Source organism: Pseudoalteromonas sp. Hal040 (genome assembly GCF_037162425.1).
Classification (GTDB): Bacteria; Pseudomonadota; Gammaproteobacteria; order Enterobacterales; family Alteromonadaceae; genus Pseudoalteromonas; species Pseudoalteromonas gelatinilytica.
Map to the genome: position 1 here is coordinate 1,748,569 of NZ_JARLUU010000001.1, position 17,156 is coordinate 1,765,724.

The window sequence follows — 17,156 nt, forward strand, 5'->3', positions numbered from 1 at the left end:
GGCAAAAGAATGATTTACAGTAGAGGATTCTAATTTCAGATAAAACCAAGTGTTGGATCATACTTTACTTTAGAACTTAGCCTATACGTTACATATGTTGAGATAAATAGGAGTTAGAAATAAAGTAAGCTGTTAAACTTTTAGCGAATCTAAAATGTATTAAGTAACAGTAATCAATTTTAGCGCTTTAAGCACCTTCAAACTTTACTACACGCGAACGGCCATTCTCTTTAGCAATATAAAGTGCTTTATCAGCATTATTTAAAAGCTCATCAAGTGAAATGCCGTCTTTACCATACACAGCAACACCTGCGCTAAACGACAAGCCTATTTTTGAATTATTAGGTGTCATAAGCTTTATGGTCTTAGTTGTTTGAAGTAGTTTTTCTGTATTGGCAAAACAAAACGTGTCTTTATTGTTTATTTGAATAAGGCAAAACTCTTCACCGCCAAGTCTTGCAAAATAACACGTATCATCAATGCTATCTTTTACATGCTTAGCAAATGTAACTAATACTTGGTCGCCAAAATCATGGCCAAATGAATCATTAAAACGCTTAAAGTGATCAAGGTCTATAAGTGAAACAGTACAACTAAATTCTTTATGATTTGATTGTAGTTGACTGAATTTTGCAAACAAGGCTCGCCTATTTGGCACATTTGTTAATTGGTCAGTATGAGCAAGTTCAAACATTTGCTTACTGTAGTCTTCTAACAATGAATTTGTTCTGTTAAACAAAAACTGGTTTCTCTTAAGTTCGGTTATATCCTCACCTTCAACAATGACTTGCTCACCGACTGCATTTGCAGTAAACCTAAAAATATGACGATATGAAGCATCATTAATTTCTACTTCAAGCTTATCAGTATCATTTTCTAATAATTTTGAAATAATTAATTGTACTAAGCCTCTGTTAGTTGGATTGTTCGATGCATCTAGATAATGCTGTGCAACAAGTTGAAATGAGTTGTTTTGAAATACTTCCTTGTGTTCATTAGCCGAAAAAACAACGACAGGTAACTGCAAATAATTTAAGACAGAATAATCCGCGTTGTTTTGTTCTAATGACATACGATAAAGTCTCGTTTTGTTTCAAGCTTAGCTATGACTTGCTTCGCGTCGTCTTCTGATATTCCTTGTTCAGAAAATGTAAGCGACAAGATATTTATCATTTCTTGCCAATCTTTAAGATTAATACCTAAATTTTTATGGGCTTGTGCTAGCTGTGCATCACTGATGTAATCAGGTCCACCCATTAAAGATGAGATAAAACTTGTTTGATGATGAATCAGCCTTTCCATGTTGGTATGTTTAAAATGTGCATTAAGGGTTTCTGACTTCAAAATATTGTCATAAAACTTTTCTATGACGTTATAAATTCTAGAAAAACCACCGTATTTGATAAACAAAGAAGATTCCACACCTATATCCTTTAAGTTCGGCTGTTATTGATATCGCTATTAGCTGTACAAAAAGATGGCAAGAAAATACGTCTGTAAATTTTTGCAAGCCATTGATATTACAATTATAGAAAGGATAAAAGTTTTTGCATTTATGAATAAGCAAATAATTCGATTATTCTCATTTATTACACGAGTATATTATTACTCCCTCCTACACAGCTCTCCTGTAAATTAAAAAACTAAAATTCAAAGTTATGCTGAGATTTAAATAAAGCCCAATACAGTATGATGTGTTCTTTTTGCGCTTAAAGATTATCACAAGGAATAATCACGCTCTACTTTAGCAATACGCGTTGTAAAGGCGCTGTACCATTTGTCTCTGCCGAGCTGCTGGGCATTTAAATGCTCTACGTTTTGTTTCCAGGCTTTTATTGCATCTAAGCTTTGCCAATACGACACCGTGATACCCAAACCATCGCGAACAGACTCCATGCCTAAATACCCAGGTTGTTGCTCTGCAAGTTCCACCATTCTATTGGCCACATCTTCATAACCGGTGGTATCTTCAGATAAAGTATTCGTAAAAATCACGGCGTAATAAGGCGGTTTTGGTGTATTCGCTATCATGGTTACTTCCTCTACTTGGTTCAAAACCATCATAACATGGGATTTCTGCGTCAAACGTGTCCCAGCTTGCTTTAGAACTTACAAAGTTATGGCTAATCGGGCGCTCGTTTATATCACTATCTAATAAACCTAAGCGAATACGTAAGCGGCTTGGGTCATCTTTATTTTCACTATAAATAGGCGAGCCACAACAGCTGCAAAAATAGCGAATTCTACCGGGTTTAAATTCAAACGCGCTTAGATGCTGCTTACCTTCTGTGAGGTTAAAACCATCTCGTTGAATAAAGCCATTGGTTGCGTAGGCTGTGCCTGAGTTTTTACGACATAAAGAGCAATGGCAATGAATAATTGAGTCTATGCCACCAGCAACAGTTACTTTTACTTTGCCGCACAAACAACTCCCTTGATACATAGTCCCTCTCAAGTTTAAAGATTAATAACCGCGATGCTTCCAAAATTCAGTGGCAGAACCTTCGGCTTCCTTTAATAAGTTAAAGGATTTATCGGCAATTATATGGCCATTTAACTCAATAGTCATTCGCCAAATACCTACTTTATTGTCAACAGGTGCCCATATCGTATCACCTAAGTAAAATTGCCAATCGTTTGTTTTAACGTACTGTTCGCCCTCAAATGGTGGCATGATGTCGCCATCTTCATCGGGGATATCTGGGTGGTAAACGCAAAATTTAATTTTTTGTCCTTTAGCCTTTTTAATGTTAACTATAAAGCCAAATTCAATATCTAACTGTGCAGGAACGTCTGTCGTAAATTCGGTGATTTGAGGCAGGTCTTTCTCTTTTGCATCCCAATGACTGTAAATGCCGTAACTTTCAATACTGGTAATTGGTTTGGTTTTTGCCATAGTTGCAAGCGCTCCTTTTTAAAAATGAGGCGCTATTTTATAGTAGCAACCCTAGCAGAACAAGATTGTACTATTATAGTAATTAGCTAACGTATTTTACCCATTGAGTGTCATATTGTACAAAGCCGCATTTAGTTAAAAGTTTAATACTTGCGCTATTATTTGGGTTAACTAAAGCTAACACACTGTTTAGCGGGGCAGGTACAAAGGTCGTCAGTTTTTCAAATAGCATAGCTAGTACCTTTTGCATTATTCCTTTGCCAAAGTATTGCGATGACAGTTCAAACCCCAACATGCCCTGCCCGTCAATTATGTTAAATATGCCTACACTGCCAATAACTTGCCCACTACTTCGTAAAACAATAACTAAACGAATGCCTTGTTGATTATAAAAACGCTCTATGTCGCCTTGAATAAAGTCGTAAACGTCACCTTTCGTTATATCAGCGCTGTAATCATTAAACGATTGTACTTGGGGATCTTTTAAAATATCCCATATCGCTTGGCAATCTCTATGACGAATTGGGCGTAAGTCAAAGGCTAAGTCATCGTGGCTAGACACGTTAATTTCTTCTTTTTGCTTTATGAGCTGGCATTATTGTCTTACTATAAACGCAATTTCAAGCAATTAGATTAAGTTCGATGAGTGAAGAATTTAAAGTAATTCAACCTACCACTACAGTTTATTGTAAAGAGCGCGGTGAAGGCTGGACCTTAACAGGGATCACCAGTATTGATGAACATACTTCTGTGATGTTCGATGGTGTAAGGTATACATTACCGGCCCGTGAAATTGTTGAGGTATTGTTGCCACAACAACTCGAGCGTGAGAAACACCAACAATAAAAAAAGCCAGCATCAGCTGGCTTTTTCGTATTTAAGATTAACGTAATGCGTTAATACGCTCATCAAGTGGTGGGTGTGATGAGAATAACTCAGCAACACCTTTACCGCTTGCAATACCAAATGCCATCATTGAACCTTCTAGTTGTGATGGGTGGTTTTGTTTTAAACGCTCAAGGGCGCTACGCATTTTATCTGCACCGACTAGTTTAGCTGCACCGGCATCCGCAGAGAATTCGCGTTTACGGCTATAGTAAGCAACAATCACACTTGCTAGAACACCAAATAACATTTGGAAAATCATATCGAACAAAAAGTAAGTCCAGCTACTACCGCCCTCTTCTTCATCACTATTAAGGAAGTTATCAACAATACCTGCCAATACTTTCGCCATAAAGATAACAAAGGTATTCACTACACCTTGAATAAGAGTAAGCGTTACCATGTCACCATTTGCAATGTGTGACACCTCATGAGCCAATACCGCCTCAGCTTGATCTTGATTCATGTTGTGTAATAAACCTGTGCTCACAGCCACCAGCGAATTGTTCTTACTTGGGCCGGTCGCAAAAGCGTTCATTTCAGGGCTATCGTAAATAGCCACTTCTGGCATCGCGATACCTGCTTTTTTCGCTTGCGCTGCTACCGTCGAAACCAACCATTGTTCTGTTTCAGAACGAGGCTGTTCAATAACATGTGCACCGGTTGATTTTTTTGCCATCCATTTCGACATAAATAACGAAATAAACGAGCCACCAAAACCAAATACGGTCGAAATAACTAAAATGCCGCCTAAACTGCGATGGCTAATACCCAGTACGCTCATCACAATAGACAACACAATACCTAACACTAGCATTACCGCTAAGTTTGTAAGTAGAAACAAAAATACACGCTTCATAAAAACCTCAGAATAAACATACCAATTGTATTAACTAACGACATGGTTAAAAATCGTTAGTTAATAAAATTATCTGGGTGTTCTACCAACTCAGTTTAGGGTTTATGCAATTGGTTGCAAGGAACTAATTGCAACCAATTGTGACAGAGTATGTCAAAAGTAACAACTCAATTATTATGGGTTGATAGATAAAATTTCAAGTAAGATTTTGTAAATTTTTAATTTAGGGGTGCCGTCTGTATACGGACTAATCGCCAAAAGCGGGAAAGGTAATGCGGATTTTAAGGTTTCTAAATTGGCGTCTTGTTCACGCATGTTTGGGTCTACATGATTTGCTATCCAACCCACACAATTTACACCGAGCGCTTTAAAGTGAGCAGCTGTCAGCAGTGCGTGATTAAGGCAACCAAGCTTCATGCCTACTACTAGAATAACATTAAGGTTTTGTGATTTAACCCAATCACTGAGCAAATCGGTTTCGTTGATAGGTAAACACCACCCCCTGCACCTTCTGTAAGAATAAAATCGGTATTGAGTGCTTTTACATTCGCATAAGCAGTATCGAGCTTGTCAAATGTCAGTCTGTCGCCCACTTGGGCAGCTGCAATATGCGGTGCAATGGGTGGCTCATAGGTAAAGGGGTTAACAATGTTGTATTTAACGCCAATTGAAGAGCTTTCCATTAAGGTTAACGCATCATCATTGACTAGCTGCCCAAATGCTTCTTCTGCACCTGCTGCAATAGGTTTAAACCCAACCGCACGCTGTTTATGTTGCGCTAGTAAGTTTAGTAATAAACTGGTGACATGGGTTTTTCCGGCATCGGTGTCTGTACCCGTGATAAAAAATTCTTTCATTTTTGAGTTAATTCTATTTTTCTAGTTCTAAAAGGACAACTTGATAGCTCACTCTAGCATGTCCATCAACCAGAGGGTAAGCCTTACAAACACTATTAAGTGCCTGCCTCGTTAATAACCCTTGGCGTTTTTGCTTTGTTTGCAATGATGTAGCGCCAATTGCTTTTATCGAGCGCAGTGCTTCTAAGGGAGAGTTATAGGCATCTATATAACATCTATCAGCTGCAAAATTGAGTTTAAACCCGGCTAATTTTGCATACTCAATAATGTGACTAGCACTATGAAACTGATTAATATGGTTTTGCTCGTCCAAACAAGTGAAAGCCTGTTTGATCTCTTTGAGCGATCCATCTACCACGCAGCTCAAATAAACTTTACCGCCTGTTTTTAAAGAATAAAAAAGACTTTTAAGTAGCGCTTCTAAATCAGCAGACCATTGCATTGCAAAATTACTAAACACACAATCTAGCGAATTTTGCTGTAATGGTAGGTTATCCATATCAGCACACACTTTTAAACAGCGCGAGTTTTGCTCTGTGCTTAGCATGGAATGACTTAAATCCATTGCCAATACAGTGTCAAAATGTGTTTTAAGCATTGCCGTGTTAACTAAAGGCCCAGCCCCTAAATCAAGGCAAGTACCTTGCTGATGTTTACTTGCCATCATTTTAAATAAGTGCGCAGCCGCTTGTTTTTGAACATTAGCATGGCTCGCGTAATTTGCAGCCGCTTTAGAGAACTTAGTTTGTGTTGTTAGCTTATTACTGTGTTGAAAGCTTAAAGGCGCTTGCAGTTGAACACTCATAAACACTCCACTAGCGAACAAACCAGTTTTTTTATATCGTCAGCTTGATGTGCGCTACTTAGGGTTACCCTAAGTCGTGCCGTATTAAAAGGCACCGTGGGCGGTCTAATAGCGGTTAACCACACGCCTTTATCTTTAAGTTTATTAGCAACGGCAAGCGTGTGTTCTGCATCGCCCAATACCAAAGGCTGAATAGCCGTTGTTGATTCCATTAATGCTAAGTTATGCTCTTTGGCAAGCGCTCTAAAGTAGGCAATATTCTCTGAAAGCTGAGCGCGTCTCTTATCCGCCTTTAATAACTTTTCGAGTCGCTCTAGAGTACAACTTGCCATCAGTGGTGACATCGCCGTTGAATAAATGTATTCGCGATTAAACTGCAGCATGTAATCAATCATTTGTTTTGATGCAAGCAGGCAAGCACCACTACTTGCTAGTGCCTTGCCAAAGGTGATGATCAGTAAATCTGGTTTAATTGCCTCACAACTTCCTAAACCTTGCTCGCCCAATACGCCAAAGCCATGGGCGTCGTCAATCATCAGCCACGCATTGTATTGTTTAGCAAGTTTACAGAGTGCTTCAATGGGTGCTTGATCGCCATCCATCGAAAACACCCCTTCGCTCACTATGAGCTTATGCTTTGCTTTCGACTTTTGTAACCTAGATTCTAAATGCTTAAGGTCGTTATGATTAAAGCGCACCATGGCAGCGGCAGAATGAAGTCCGCCATCAATTAAGCTGGCATGATTGAGCTTATCTTGAAATATTGCCGATGATTGCGCCACGGTTTTATCTTGAAATAATGCTTTTAACACACTGCTATTAGCACTAAATCCGCTATTAAATAACATGGCGCTTTCATAGTCTAATAACTCGCATAAACGCTTTTCTAGCTGTTGCTGCACTTGATTATAACCATTTACTAGCGCTGAACTGTGGCTACCTAGTTGCTGCACTTGTATTTCAATAAAATCATCCGCAAAACCAAGGTAGTCATTACTGGCAAAATTTAAATACTGTTTGCCTGCAACCTGAATAAAGCGCCCGCTTGATTGCTCAACAAGTTGACGCTTTCTCAGTAATGCATCTGCTTGTCGCTCAACAAGATGCTCGGCAATAAAATCAAAAGCCATTTAAATATTACGCTTCGTAAAATAGTTCTGATGTCGCTTTATCAGCAACTTTTGATGAAAGTGATGCTGCAACTGCTTCATCTGAGTAATCTTCACGTGTTTCTGGATTCATGCCTAATTTTTTAATCAGCATCATATCTGCGTCTGCTTCAGGGTTTTCTGTAGTCAGTAATTTATCACCGTAGAAAATTGAATTAGCACCAGCAAAGAAACACATAGATTGCATTTGTTCATTCATCGCCGTACGACCCGCTGATAAACGAACATAGCTTTTCGGCATCATGATACGTGCAACAGCAATAGTACGAATAAATTCAAAATGGTCTAAATCTTCTACATCTTCAAGTGGCGTCCCTTTAACCTTAACCAACATATTAATTGGCACACTTTCTGGCTGCTGCGGCAAATTAGCTAATTGCATTAATAAACCAAAACGGTCAGCAGCCTGCTCGCCCATACCCACAATACCGCCAGAGCACACTTTCATGCCGGCATCGCGCACATTATCAATGGTATTTAAACGGTCTTGGTAAGTACGTGTTGTAATGATCTGTTGGTAATACTCAGGTGATGTATCTAGGTTATGGTTGTAATAATCAAGGCCCGCGTTTTTTAATGCATGAGCTTTTTCGTTATCTAGCATGCCAAGGGTCATACAGGTCTCAAGCCCAAGCTCTTTCACTTCTTTTACCATTTTTGAAATATAAGGCATGTCACGTTCTTTCGGATCAGACCACGCGGCGCCCATACAAAAACGAGTTGCGCCTTTTTCTTTGGCAACACGTGCTTGCTCAACCACTTTTTCGACTTCCATTAAACGTTCACGCTCTAGATCAGTTTTATAATGACCTGACTGAGGGCAATATTTGCAATCTTCTGGGCAAGCACCAGTTTTAATCGATAATAAAGTAGAAATTTGTACTTCATTTGGATTGAAGTTTTCACGATGTACGCTGGCCGCTTTAAATAACAAATCATTGAACGGCATTTCAAATAATGCTTTTACTTCTTGGTGAGTCCAATCGTGACGGACAACTGCGTGCTCCATAATAGTCTCTTTTTTTAAATTATTGGGACGGTTAGATTGGCTTAGTCTACGACTTGACGTAACATTGTCAACGAATCGAAGTGATACAAAGTTTACATATGATTAATAAACAACCAATAGATTTAGATTTTGATCGTGAGCATATTTGGCACCCTTATACTTCTATGACTCAGCCCCTTCCTGTGTACCCAGTCAGTCATGCCAATGCAAATCGCATTTTCTTAGAAACAGGCGAAAGCCTAATAGATGGTATGGCCTCTTGGTGGAGTGCGATTCATGGTTACTGCCATCCTGTTTTAAATGAGGCAATCACTACACAGGTTAGTAAGATGAGCCATGTCATGTTTGGTGGCTTAACTCATGAGCCTGCTGTTGAGCTGTGTAAAAAGCTAGTCAGTATCACACCCAAGTCACTCGATAAGGTGTTCTTAGCCGACAGTGGCTCTGTGAGTGTTGAAGTTGCCATTAAAATGGCCTTGCAATACTGGTTAAGCCAAAGTTATACCAGCAAACAAAAGTTAATGACGCCGCTTAAGGGCTACCATGGCGATACCTTTGCAGCCATGAGCGTTTGCGACCCGGTTAATTCAATGCACAGCATGTACTCAGGTTTTTTACCTGAACATGTTTTTGTACCTGCGCCGAGTGCTAAATTTAATGGCGAGTTTAGCCCTGCTGAAGCTGATACGCTTGAAAGCTACTTTGCCGCTCACCATCAAGATGTTGCGGCATTTATCATCGAACCCATTGTGCAAAATGCTGGGGGCATGAATTTTTACCATCCCGATTACTTAAAACACCTGCGCATTCTTTGTGATAAGTATGATGTTTTACTTATTTGTGATGAAATCGCCACAGGCTTTGGCCGCACTGGCACCTTGTTCGCTGTTGAGCACGCCTCCATAGAACCTGATATTTTATGTATTGGCAAAGCATTAACGGGTGGCATGATGACGCTCTCAGCGACATTAACCACCAGCAAAGTCGCTGTTGGCATTAGTGAAGGTGAAGCCGGCGTATTAATGCATGGCCCAACTTTTATGGGTAACCCGCTTGCCTGTGCTACAGCCTGTGCGAGTATTGATTTACTGCTCGAGCAACCTTGGCAAGAGCAAATTGAACACATAAATGATGTACTGACAGCGCAACTTGCAAAGTGTAAGCAGCTCGATGCGGTCGTTGATGTGCGAACATTGGGGGCAATTGGTGTTGTAGAGCTTAATCAAGCTGTAGATGTAGCAAAAATTCAACGCTTTTTTATCGAGCAAGGTGTGTGGATCCGCCCGTTTGGTAAATTAATTTACTTAATGCCGCCTTACATAAGTGATGAACAAAGCTTAACTAAGTTGTGTAACGCTATTTATGCAGCCATAGAACAGCAGGCGTATTAGGCCGTGTTGACCCTTTGTGATTAATTTTGCAGCAGTGTGTTTGGTATTTAGGCAAGGCAGAGCCTATGTAGTGTAGTTGTTCCACATAAATAGGCGATAACGCAGCATCAATGCCAAACACGCGCTGCCCTTCGGGTTCTTTCTAGGGGCGATTAACTCTTTGTTGCTCGATTTTTACTTAGCCCACTAGGTTACAAATCTCGCGCCGCGATTAAATCGCCCCTAGAGTGAACAAATTTTAATCCACAAAGGTCAACACGTCCTCTAGACATTAAAAAAGGAAGCGAATGCTTCCTTTTCCTTTAAACTTTACCATTCAAACATATAAGCCATTTTGCTTATCATGCGAAGTGGCACTTTATGTTCACAGCGCTTGGCATAAAGGTGCTGTAAAGATTTATCTTTAATTTCACCTACGATCACTTCTTTTACTTGATAACCCAGTGCAGTGGCGGCTTGTGCATAGGCAATGAATTCCCATTTTTTGATATTGGTGTTATCGACAATCACTAACGGGATTTCTTCAGCTAGCGCATTAATAAAACGCGCTAAGTTTAAGTTGTGATATTCAGGCAGCTTGTACTTATCAAATTGATACTCACCTTCGCTATTGTAAAAATAATCATCTGTTGCGCACACTACATAATCACTTTCATTACCAGCCACCAGCTCATCAGCTAGGCTTTGCGCATAATATGATTTACCTGAGCCTGGTAAGCCGCGAAGAATAAAAACTTGTTTCATAGCACCTGATATACAAATTAATTAAAGATTAAAGGACCATTATCCTATTCAGAATTGTTAATAATGCCACAAAATAACCGATTAGCGCGGCGAGAATTTAAATAAACGCAAATTTTACGCAAAATATTGCTGCTATTTTACTCAATTGAAGAAAAACTACCAAAGAGTATGCCTGAATAGTTTTTTTATTTGATTTACGAGGGTAAGATAGTCGATTCAAGTGCAATGCACAGCATTATAATATTAGGCAACTTATATCATTGGAGTGAAGATGAGCCATTTAGCGATTTCAGAGCTATTAGAAGGCAAGGTTGCGGTAGACAGCCAAGTAACAGTAAAAGGCTGGATCCGTACACGCCGCGATTCAAAAGCAGGAATTTCATTTTTAGCCGTTCATGACGGTTCGTGTTTTGATCCTATTCAAGCGGTAGTACCTAATTCACTCAATAATTATGATGAAGTAACACGTTTAACAGCAGGTTGTTCTGTTTCTGTAACGGGTGTTCTTGTGCCTTCTGCGGGTCAAGGTCAATCTTTCGAAATTCAAGCTAACTCTGTAGAAGTGTTAGGTTGGGTTGAGAATCCAGATACTTACCCTATGGCTGCGAAGCGTCACAGCATTGAATATTTACGCGAACACGCTCACCTTCGTCCTCGTACTAACATCATGGGCGCAGTAACACGTGTACGTAACTGTTTAGCACAAGCTATTCACCGTTTTTACCACGAGCAAGGTTTCTATTGGATCAGCACACCTATCATCACAGCAAGTGACTGTGAAGGCGCAGGTGAAATGTTCCGTGTATCTACATTAGATATGGAAAACTTACCACGCACAGAGAAAGGCGACATCGATTACAGTGAAGATTTCTTCGGTAAAGAAGCATTCTTAACAGTATCTGGCCAGTTAAACGGTGAGACATACGCATCTGCAATGTCAAAAATCTACACCTTTGGCCCAACTTTCCGTGCTGAGAACTCAAATACATCTCGTCACTTAGCTGAGTTTTGGATGGTTGAACCTGAAGTTGCATTCGCAGATTTAGAGGACATCGCAAAACTTGCTGAAAACATGCTGAAATATGTTTTCAATGCAGTATTAACTGAGCGTCGCGATGATATGGAATTCTTTGCACAACGTGTTGAGAAAACAGCTATTTCTCGCTTAGAAGAGTTCGTAACTAAAGATTTCGCGCAAGTTGATTACACTGATGCTATCGAAATCTTAAAAGCATGTGGCAAGAAATTCGAATTTCCTGTTGAATGGGGTGTGGACTTACAATCTGAGCACGAACGTTACCTTGCTGAAGAACACTTTAACGCGCCAGTTGTTATCAAAAACTACCCACGTGATATTAAAGCCTTCTACATGCGTCAAAACGAAGACGGCAAAACAGTGGCAGCGATGGACGTAGTTGCACCAGGTATTGGTGAAATCATCGGTGGCTCTCAACGTGAAGAACGTCTAGATGTATTAGATAAGCGTCTAGAAGAAATGGGCTTAAACAAAGAAGATTACAGCTGGTACCGTGACCTACGTAAATACGGTACGGTTCCACATTCTGGTTTTGGTCTAGGTTTTGAGCGTTTAGTTGCATATGTAACAGGTATGGGTAACGTACGTGACGTTATCGCCTTCCCACGAACAAAAGGCAGCGCGACTTACTAATAAGTAACGCCACATAATCTAAAAGCCGCTTTCGAGCGGCTTTTTTGTGTATAAATCATTCAATATTTTATAAATTCTGATTAGCAAAGCCAGACATATTGCCTATATTGATAGGTAGCTAACTATTAAGGAGTTTGTGTCTACTATGCTATTTCGCTCTATGAAAGCCCTTTTGCTATCTACAACCCTTATCTCTGCACATAGTGCGTATGCAATAGAAGAAAATATTAATTCGAAGCCAATCTTTATTGCAGGCTCAACCACAGTGACAGAATTATTAGTCGATATAAAAGACGACTTAAGCCAAGAGTTTGGCAATAGCATACAAATTAGACCAATGGGCAGTGATAAAGGCATTAAAGCCATTGCTGATAATGTAATTGATATTGGTACCAGCTCTCGTTACTTAACAAAAGAAGAGCAGCAACGTTGGCCCTTTTTACGGCAAATAATCATAGCCCAAGACGCAATCGCATTTTTTGTAAATAAAAACTTAAACATCACTGAGCTAACGACTAAAAAGCTAAGCGAGATTTACCAAGGTAAACTAAACAAATGGTCGGCGGTATCGCCTTATACTCCCGAGCTCAGTACAAAAAATGATGAGATCCTGCTTTTTAGTAAAGGCACTAGTCATGGTAGTTTTGATGTGTTTTTGGAATATTTAAACTTAGATTATATTCAAGAGCCAGGCAGTAATTACATACGCCTAAAAATGGCAGGTAACAGAGGCTTATTTTCAGAACAAAAAGTGGAACTTTACGATCAGTTCAATCAAGCGTTGGGTATAGTGCAGCGTATTCCAAATGCCATTGCTTACGATTCATATGGCGCTATTAGTAAATTAGAAAATGACAGACGAATTAATAAAGTGACATTACTTGAGATTGATGGTGTAAGCCCTTCAGTTGAATCAATTCAAAGTGGCGACTATGCCTTTGTTAGGCCGCTAGTGCTAATTGTAAACACACAATCACCCCGCTCAAAAAAGATTGGCGACAAACTTGCTGTGATTGTTAAATCAAACAAGATACAACAGAAAATGCTTGAGTTTGGTTACCTTCCGGTAAAACAGTAATCTATAGATATAATACCAACCCGCAATAATACTTAAACATTTTGAGGGATTAAACCTGTCGCTAACTGCGTTAAAAATTTCTCATTTAGAACAACTAAATAACGAAATTTTTGCCTTGTTATCAACAAGGTTTTATTGCCTCAAAATAGACTACTTAATTAAGCGGATTGGTATAAAACGAAAAAAAGCTGCGCACCTAAAAGGTGAACAGCTTTTAACAACCAGAATCGTTATGAATTACAGAGCGGTTTCTAGCTCTGGTAACACATCAAATAAATCAGCAACTAAACCATAGTCTGCAACTTGGAAAATTGGCGCATCAGGGTCTTTATTGATGGCAACGATCACTTTAGAGTCTTTCATACCCGCTAAGTGTTGAATTGCACCACTGATACCTACAGCAATATATAAATCTGGAGCAACAATTTTACCGGTTTGACCCACTTGCATATCGTTTGGTACAAAGCCCGCATCAACAGCAGCACGTGAAGCACCAATTGCTGCGCCTAGTTTGTCGGCAATACCATTTAATAACGCAAAGTTTTCACCATTTTGCATACCACGACCCCCTGAAATAACCACAGGTGCAGCCGTTAGCTCTGGGCGTTCTGACTCAGTTTGTTCTTCTGATACAAACTCACTCAGACCAACAGAACCTTTACCCGTAACGCTTGTTACAGCTACTGGCGCTTGCTCTGGTGCAACATCAAAGCTACTTGCGCGAACAGTAATCACCTTTTTGCTATCTAGCGACTTTACTGTCGCAATCGCATTACCTGCATAAATAGGACGCTTGAAAGTATCTGCATCAATCACATCAATAATTTCAGAGATTTGCGCAACATCTAAAAGTGCTGCAACACGAGGCATAAAGTTTTTACCCGTTGTTGTAGCGCTTGCGACAATGTGTGAATAGTTATCTGCTAAAGATAAAACCAAATCCGCTAGGTTTTCAGCAAGCTGATGAGCATAAGCTGCATCATCGGCAATCAGTACATTGCTAACACCTGCAATTGACGCTGCTTGCTCGCTCATTGCAGCTAAGTTTTCGCCGGCAAGTAGTAAATCTACATCAAAGCCTAGTTTAACAGCAGCAGTAATCGTTTTATTGGTTTCAGGCTTTAGAACACCTTTATCGTGTTCGGCTATCACTAATGTTTTCATTTAGATCACCTTCGCTTCTGTTTTTAACTTTTCTACCAATGTTGCTACATCTTCTACAATGATGCCGCCACTGCGTTTTTCTGGCTCATTTACTTCTACCAGCTGCACACGAGGCGCAAGGTCTACACCTAGACTATCAGCAGCAATTACATCAAGTGGTTTACGTTTTGCCTTCATAATGTTTGGCAATGAAGCGTAGCGTGGCTCATTTAAACGTAAGTCTGTGGTTACAATAGCAGGTAGTTTAAGAGTAACTGTTTGTAAACCTCCGTCTACTTCACGCGTTACATTAACGGTACCTGCTTGAACATCGACTTTAGATGCAAAAGTACCTTGGCCACGACCCGTTAAAGCAGCAAGCATTTGACCGGTTTGATTGTTGTCAGAGTCAATCGATTGCTTACCTAATATAACCAGCTCAGGTGATTCTTGCTCTACAATCTTGCTCAGTAATTTAGCAACATGTAAAGATTCAAGTTTTTCTTCTGTTTCAATATGAATGGCTTTATCAGCACCGAGTGCTAAGGCTGTACGTAATTGCTCTTGAGATGATTTATTACCAATAGTCACAGCAACAACCTCAGTGGCCGTCCCTGCTTCTTTTAAACGAATAGCTTCTTCAATTGCAATTTCACAAAACGGGTTCATCGCCATTTTTACATTAGCTAGATCAACATCCGTTTTATCGGCTTTAACGCGTGCTTTGACGTTGTAGTCAATTACTCTTTTAATTGGAACGAGGACTTTCATCGTGACTCCATAAATTGTGTGTTCTCAAAGTTGACCTTCGCGTCAACTTATTTATTTTATGAATTCAGACTACTTCCTGTTGACGTAAACGTCAACCTAAAATAACCTTAAAGTATTCACAGCCTGTAACGTTTCATTTGCAAGTATGAAATAAGGTTCTTTACAGCAGGTCCGTCACCGAGAAGAGGTTTATATGGTCGAACGCGAAACCATGGAATTTGATGTAGTCATCGTAGGCGCAGGCCCAGCAGGTTTATCAACTGCGATTAGATTGGCTCAACAAGCACAAGAAAAACAACAAGAATTAATGATCTGTGTGGTAGAAAAAGGCTCTGAGGTGGGCGCACACATTTTATCGGGCGCGGTTTTTGAAACCAAAGCGCTGGATGAGTTATTACCCGATTGGCAATCATTAGGTGCTCCGGTTACCACTAAAGTAACGCAAGATGATATTTACTGGTTCAATAACAGTGAAAAAGCCACCAGCATCCCCCACTTTGCTAGCCCTAAAACATTCCATAACGAAGGCAATTACATTGTTTCTATGGGTAATGTGTGCCGCTTTTTAGCTGAGCAAGCGGAAAACTTAGGGGTTGAAATCTTTCCAGGCTTTACTGCGCACTCTTTAATTATTGAAGACGACACAGTGAAAGGCATTATCACTGGCGATATGGGTCTTGATAAAGACGGCAACGAAAAAGATGGGTACATGCCGGGTATGGAGCTTAGAGCAAAATATACGGTATTTGCTGAAGGCTGCCGCGGTCATTTAGGTAAAGAGCTAATCAAACACTTTGCCCTTGATAAAGATGCGTCTCCACAGCATTACGGTTTAGGGTTCAAAGAAATTTGGCAAATCGACCCGAGTAAACACAAAGAAGGCACTGTAGTACATGGTACGGGCTGGCCGTTAACTGGTGATACCAGTGGTGGTGCATTTATGTATCACAGCGACAACAATCAGGTTGTGGTTGGCTTAATTGTCGATCTTAACTATTCAAACCCGCATTTAAGCCCGTTTGATGAATTCCAGCGCATGAAACATCACCCTGTGTTTAAAGATGTTTTAGAAGGTGGAGAACGTATAGCCTATGGCGCAAGAGCCATTGCCAAAGGTGGCCTACGTTCATTACCTAAAATGCATTTCCCAGGTGGTTTACTTGTGGGTTGCGATGCCGGCACATTGAACTTTGCCAAGATCAAAGGTAATCATACTGCGATGAAATCAGGCATGGTTGCCGCTGATGTAATCGTTGCAGCCCTAAGTGACGGTAAAGAAAATGCCGATTTAGTAGAATATAAATCAGCCTTTGAACAAAGCTGGGCGTACAAAGAGCTTTATCAATCGCGTAACTTTGGCCCTGTAATGCATAAACTCGGTAAGTTCTTAGGCGGTGCTTATAACACAGTCGATCAAAACCTATTTGGTGGCAGCTTACCGTTTAACTTTGAAGATAATATGCCAGACCATGCCACTTTAGTTGCAGCTGATCAGGCCGAAAAAATCGACTACCCGAAAGCAGACGGCAAACTTAGCTTCGATAAACTTTCATCGGTGTTTTTATCTAATACCAATCATGAAGAATCGCAGCCATGTCATTTAAAGCTAAAAGATAACTCGATCCCTATTGCCGTAAATTTACCGCAATTCGATGAACCAGCACAACGCTACTGCCCTGCAGGTGTATACGAAGTACAAGAAGTCGAAGGTGAGAAAGAGTTTGTGATCAACTCACAGAACTGTGTGCACTGTAAAACCTGCGACATAAAAGACCCAAGTCAAAACATTACTTGGGTAACACCTGAAGGCGCTGGCGGGCCAAACTACCCTAATATGTAACGCACGTTACTCATTTAATTAAAATTTATCCTAAATTGCA

General features: G+C 40.1%; 18 protein-coding genes and 1 pseudogene. 5 read left to right on the plus strand and 14 right to left on the minus strand.

The window, feature by feature from the left end; translation table 11 throughout:
• Positions 1 to 187 precede the first annotated feature (187 nt).
• The 6 genes from P4S60_RS07840 to P4S60_RS07865 form a co-directional block, all read right to left on the minus strand.
• A complete protein-coding gene (locus tag P4S60_RS07840; protein ID WP_337115565.1) occupies positions 188 to 1,072 on the minus strand; it encodes a GGDEF domain-containing protein in 885 nt (294 codons plus the stop codon).
• Positions 1,063 to 1,422 (minus strand): group I truncated hemoglobin, encoded by a 360-nt coding sequence (locus P4S60_RS07845; RefSeq protein WP_337115566.1) that lies wholly within the window; start codon positions 1,420 to 1,422, stop codon positions 1,063 to 1,065. The genes P4S60_RS07840 and P4S60_RS07845 overlap by 10 nt, the downstream gene beginning before the upstream one ends.
• Before the next feature lie 297 nt (positions 1,423 to 1,719).
• Positions 1,720 to 2,031 (minus strand): antibiotic biosynthesis monooxygenase family protein, encoded by a 312-nt coding sequence (locus P4S60_RS07850; protein ID WP_337115567.1) that lies wholly within the window; start codon positions 2,029 to 2,031, stop codon positions 1,720 to 1,722.
• On the minus strand, positions 1,970 to 2,443 hold the full coding sequence (locus P4S60_RS07855) for a GFA family protein (protein ID WP_337115568.1): 474 nt from the start codon (positions 2,441 to 2,443) through the stop codon (positions 1,970 to 1,972). The genes P4S60_RS07850 and P4S60_RS07855 overlap by 62 nt, the downstream gene beginning before the upstream one ends.
• A 21-nt stretch (positions 2,444 to 2,464) precedes the next feature.
• Positions 2,465 to 2,896 (minus strand): DUF3859 domain-containing protein, encoded by a 432-nt coding sequence (locus P4S60_RS07860; protein WP_337115569.1) that lies wholly within the window; start codon positions 2,894 to 2,896, stop codon positions 2,465 to 2,467.
• An 82-nt stretch (positions 2,897 to 2,978) separates the two neighbouring features.
• Entirely contained in the window at positions 2,979 to 3,458 is a 480-nt protein-coding gene (locus P4S60_RS07865; protein ID WP_337115570.1) for a GNAT family N-acetyltransferase, read from the minus strand.
• Positions 3,459 to 3,538: 80 nt separating this feature from the next.
• Between P4S60_RS07865 and P4S60_RS07870 the strand changes: the two genes are divergently transcribed.
• Positions 3,539 to 3,742: a hypothetical protein gene (locus P4S60_RS07870; RefSeq protein ID WP_235372980.1), complete on the plus strand. Its 204-nt coding sequence runs from the start codon at positions 3,539 to 3,541 to the stop codon at positions 3,740 to 3,742.
• Between the two features lie 37 nt (positions 3,743 to 3,779).
• Here the strand turns inward: P4S60_RS07870 and htpX are convergent, their stop codons facing one another.
• From htpX to bioB, 5 genes and pseudogenes are all read right to left on the minus strand, one after another.
• Complete coding sequence (gene htpX, locus P4S60_RS07875) at positions 3,780 to 4,640, minus strand: protease HtpX (protein ID WP_054561446.1); 861 nt, start codon at positions 4,638 to 4,640, stop codon at positions 3,780 to 3,782.
• A gap of 174 nt (positions 4,641 to 4,814) precedes the next feature.
• Positions 4,815 to 5,497: pseudogene (bioD, locus tag P4S60_RS07880) on the minus strand (dethiobiotin synthase).
• Positions 5,498 to 5,510: 13 nt separating this feature from the next.
• Positions 5,511 to 6,302 (minus strand): methyltransferase domain-containing protein, encoded by a 792-nt coding sequence (locus P4S60_RS07885; protein WP_337115571.1) that lies wholly within the window; start codon positions 6,300 to 6,302, stop codon positions 5,511 to 5,513.
• On the minus strand, positions 6,299 to 7,432 hold the full coding sequence (locus tag P4S60_RS07890; protein WP_337115572.1) for an aminotransferase class I/II-fold pyridoxal phosphate-dependent enzyme: 1,134 nt from the start codon (positions 7,430 to 7,432) through the stop codon (positions 6,299 to 6,301). The genes P4S60_RS07885 and P4S60_RS07890 overlap by 4 nt, the downstream gene beginning before the upstream one ends.
• Before the next feature lie 7 nt (positions 7,433 to 7,439).
• Positions 7,440 to 8,480 (minus strand): biotin synthase BioB, encoded by a 1,041-nt coding sequence (bioB, locus tag P4S60_RS07895; protein ID WP_337115573.1) that lies wholly within the window; start codon positions 8,478 to 8,480, stop codon positions 7,440 to 7,442.
• A gap of 98 nt (positions 8,481 to 8,578) precedes the next feature.
• Here bioB and bioA point away from each other — a divergent pair, with 98 nt between their 5' ends.
• On the plus strand, positions 8,579 to 9,871 hold the full coding sequence (gene bioA, locus P4S60_RS07900) for an adenosylmethionine--8-amino-7-oxononanoate transaminase (protein ID WP_337115574.1): 1,293 nt from the start codon (positions 8,579 to 8,581) through the stop codon (positions 9,869 to 9,871).
• 309 nt (positions 9,872 to 10,180) lie between these two features.
• Here the strand turns inward: bioA and P4S60_RS07905 are convergent, their stop codons facing one another.
• On the minus strand, positions 10,181 to 10,615 hold the full coding sequence (locus P4S60_RS07905; protein ID WP_054553905.1) for an ATP-binding protein: 435 nt from the start codon (positions 10,613 to 10,615) through the stop codon (positions 10,181 to 10,183).
• Between the two features lie 271 nt (positions 10,616 to 10,886).
• Between P4S60_RS07905 and asnS the strand changes: the two genes are divergently transcribed.
• Complete coding sequence (gene asnS / locus P4S60_RS07910) at positions 10,887 to 12,284, plus strand: asparagine--tRNA ligase (protein WP_337115575.1); 1,398 nt, start codon at positions 10,887 to 10,889, stop codon at positions 12,282 to 12,284.
• Positions 12,285 to 12,429: 145 nt separating this feature from the next.
• Positions 12,430 to 13,362: a PstS family phosphate ABC transporter substrate-binding protein gene (locus tag P4S60_RS07915; RefSeq protein ID WP_337115576.1), complete on the plus strand. Its 933-nt coding sequence runs from the start codon at positions 12,430 to 12,432 to the stop codon at positions 13,360 to 13,362.
• 237 nt (positions 13,363 to 13,599) lie between these two features.
• Here P4S60_RS07915 and P4S60_RS07920 read toward each other — a convergent pair whose 3' ends face one another.
• The gene (locus P4S60_RS07920; RefSeq protein WP_063705100.1) at positions 13,600 to 14,526 is read right to left on the minus strand and encodes an FAD-binding protein; all 927 of its coding nucleotides are present in this window, start codon (positions 14,524 to 14,526) and stop codon (positions 13,600 to 13,602) included.
• Entirely contained in the window at positions 14,527 to 15,276 is a 750-nt protein-coding gene (locus tag P4S60_RS07925) for an electron transfer flavoprotein subunit beta/FixA family protein (protein ID WP_337115577.1), read from the minus strand.
• Between the two features lie 193 nt (positions 15,277 to 15,469).
• Here P4S60_RS07925 and P4S60_RS07930 point away from each other — a divergent pair, with 193 nt between their 5' ends.
• Positions 15,470 to 17,116 carry an electron transfer flavoprotein-ubiquinone oxidoreductase gene (locus tag P4S60_RS07930; protein WP_337115578.1) on the plus strand — a complete coding sequence of 549 codons (1,647 nt, stop codon included), beginning with the start codon at positions 15,470 to 15,472 and terminating at the stop codon, positions 17,114 to 17,116.
• Positions 17,117 to 17,156 lie beyond the last annotated feature (40 nt).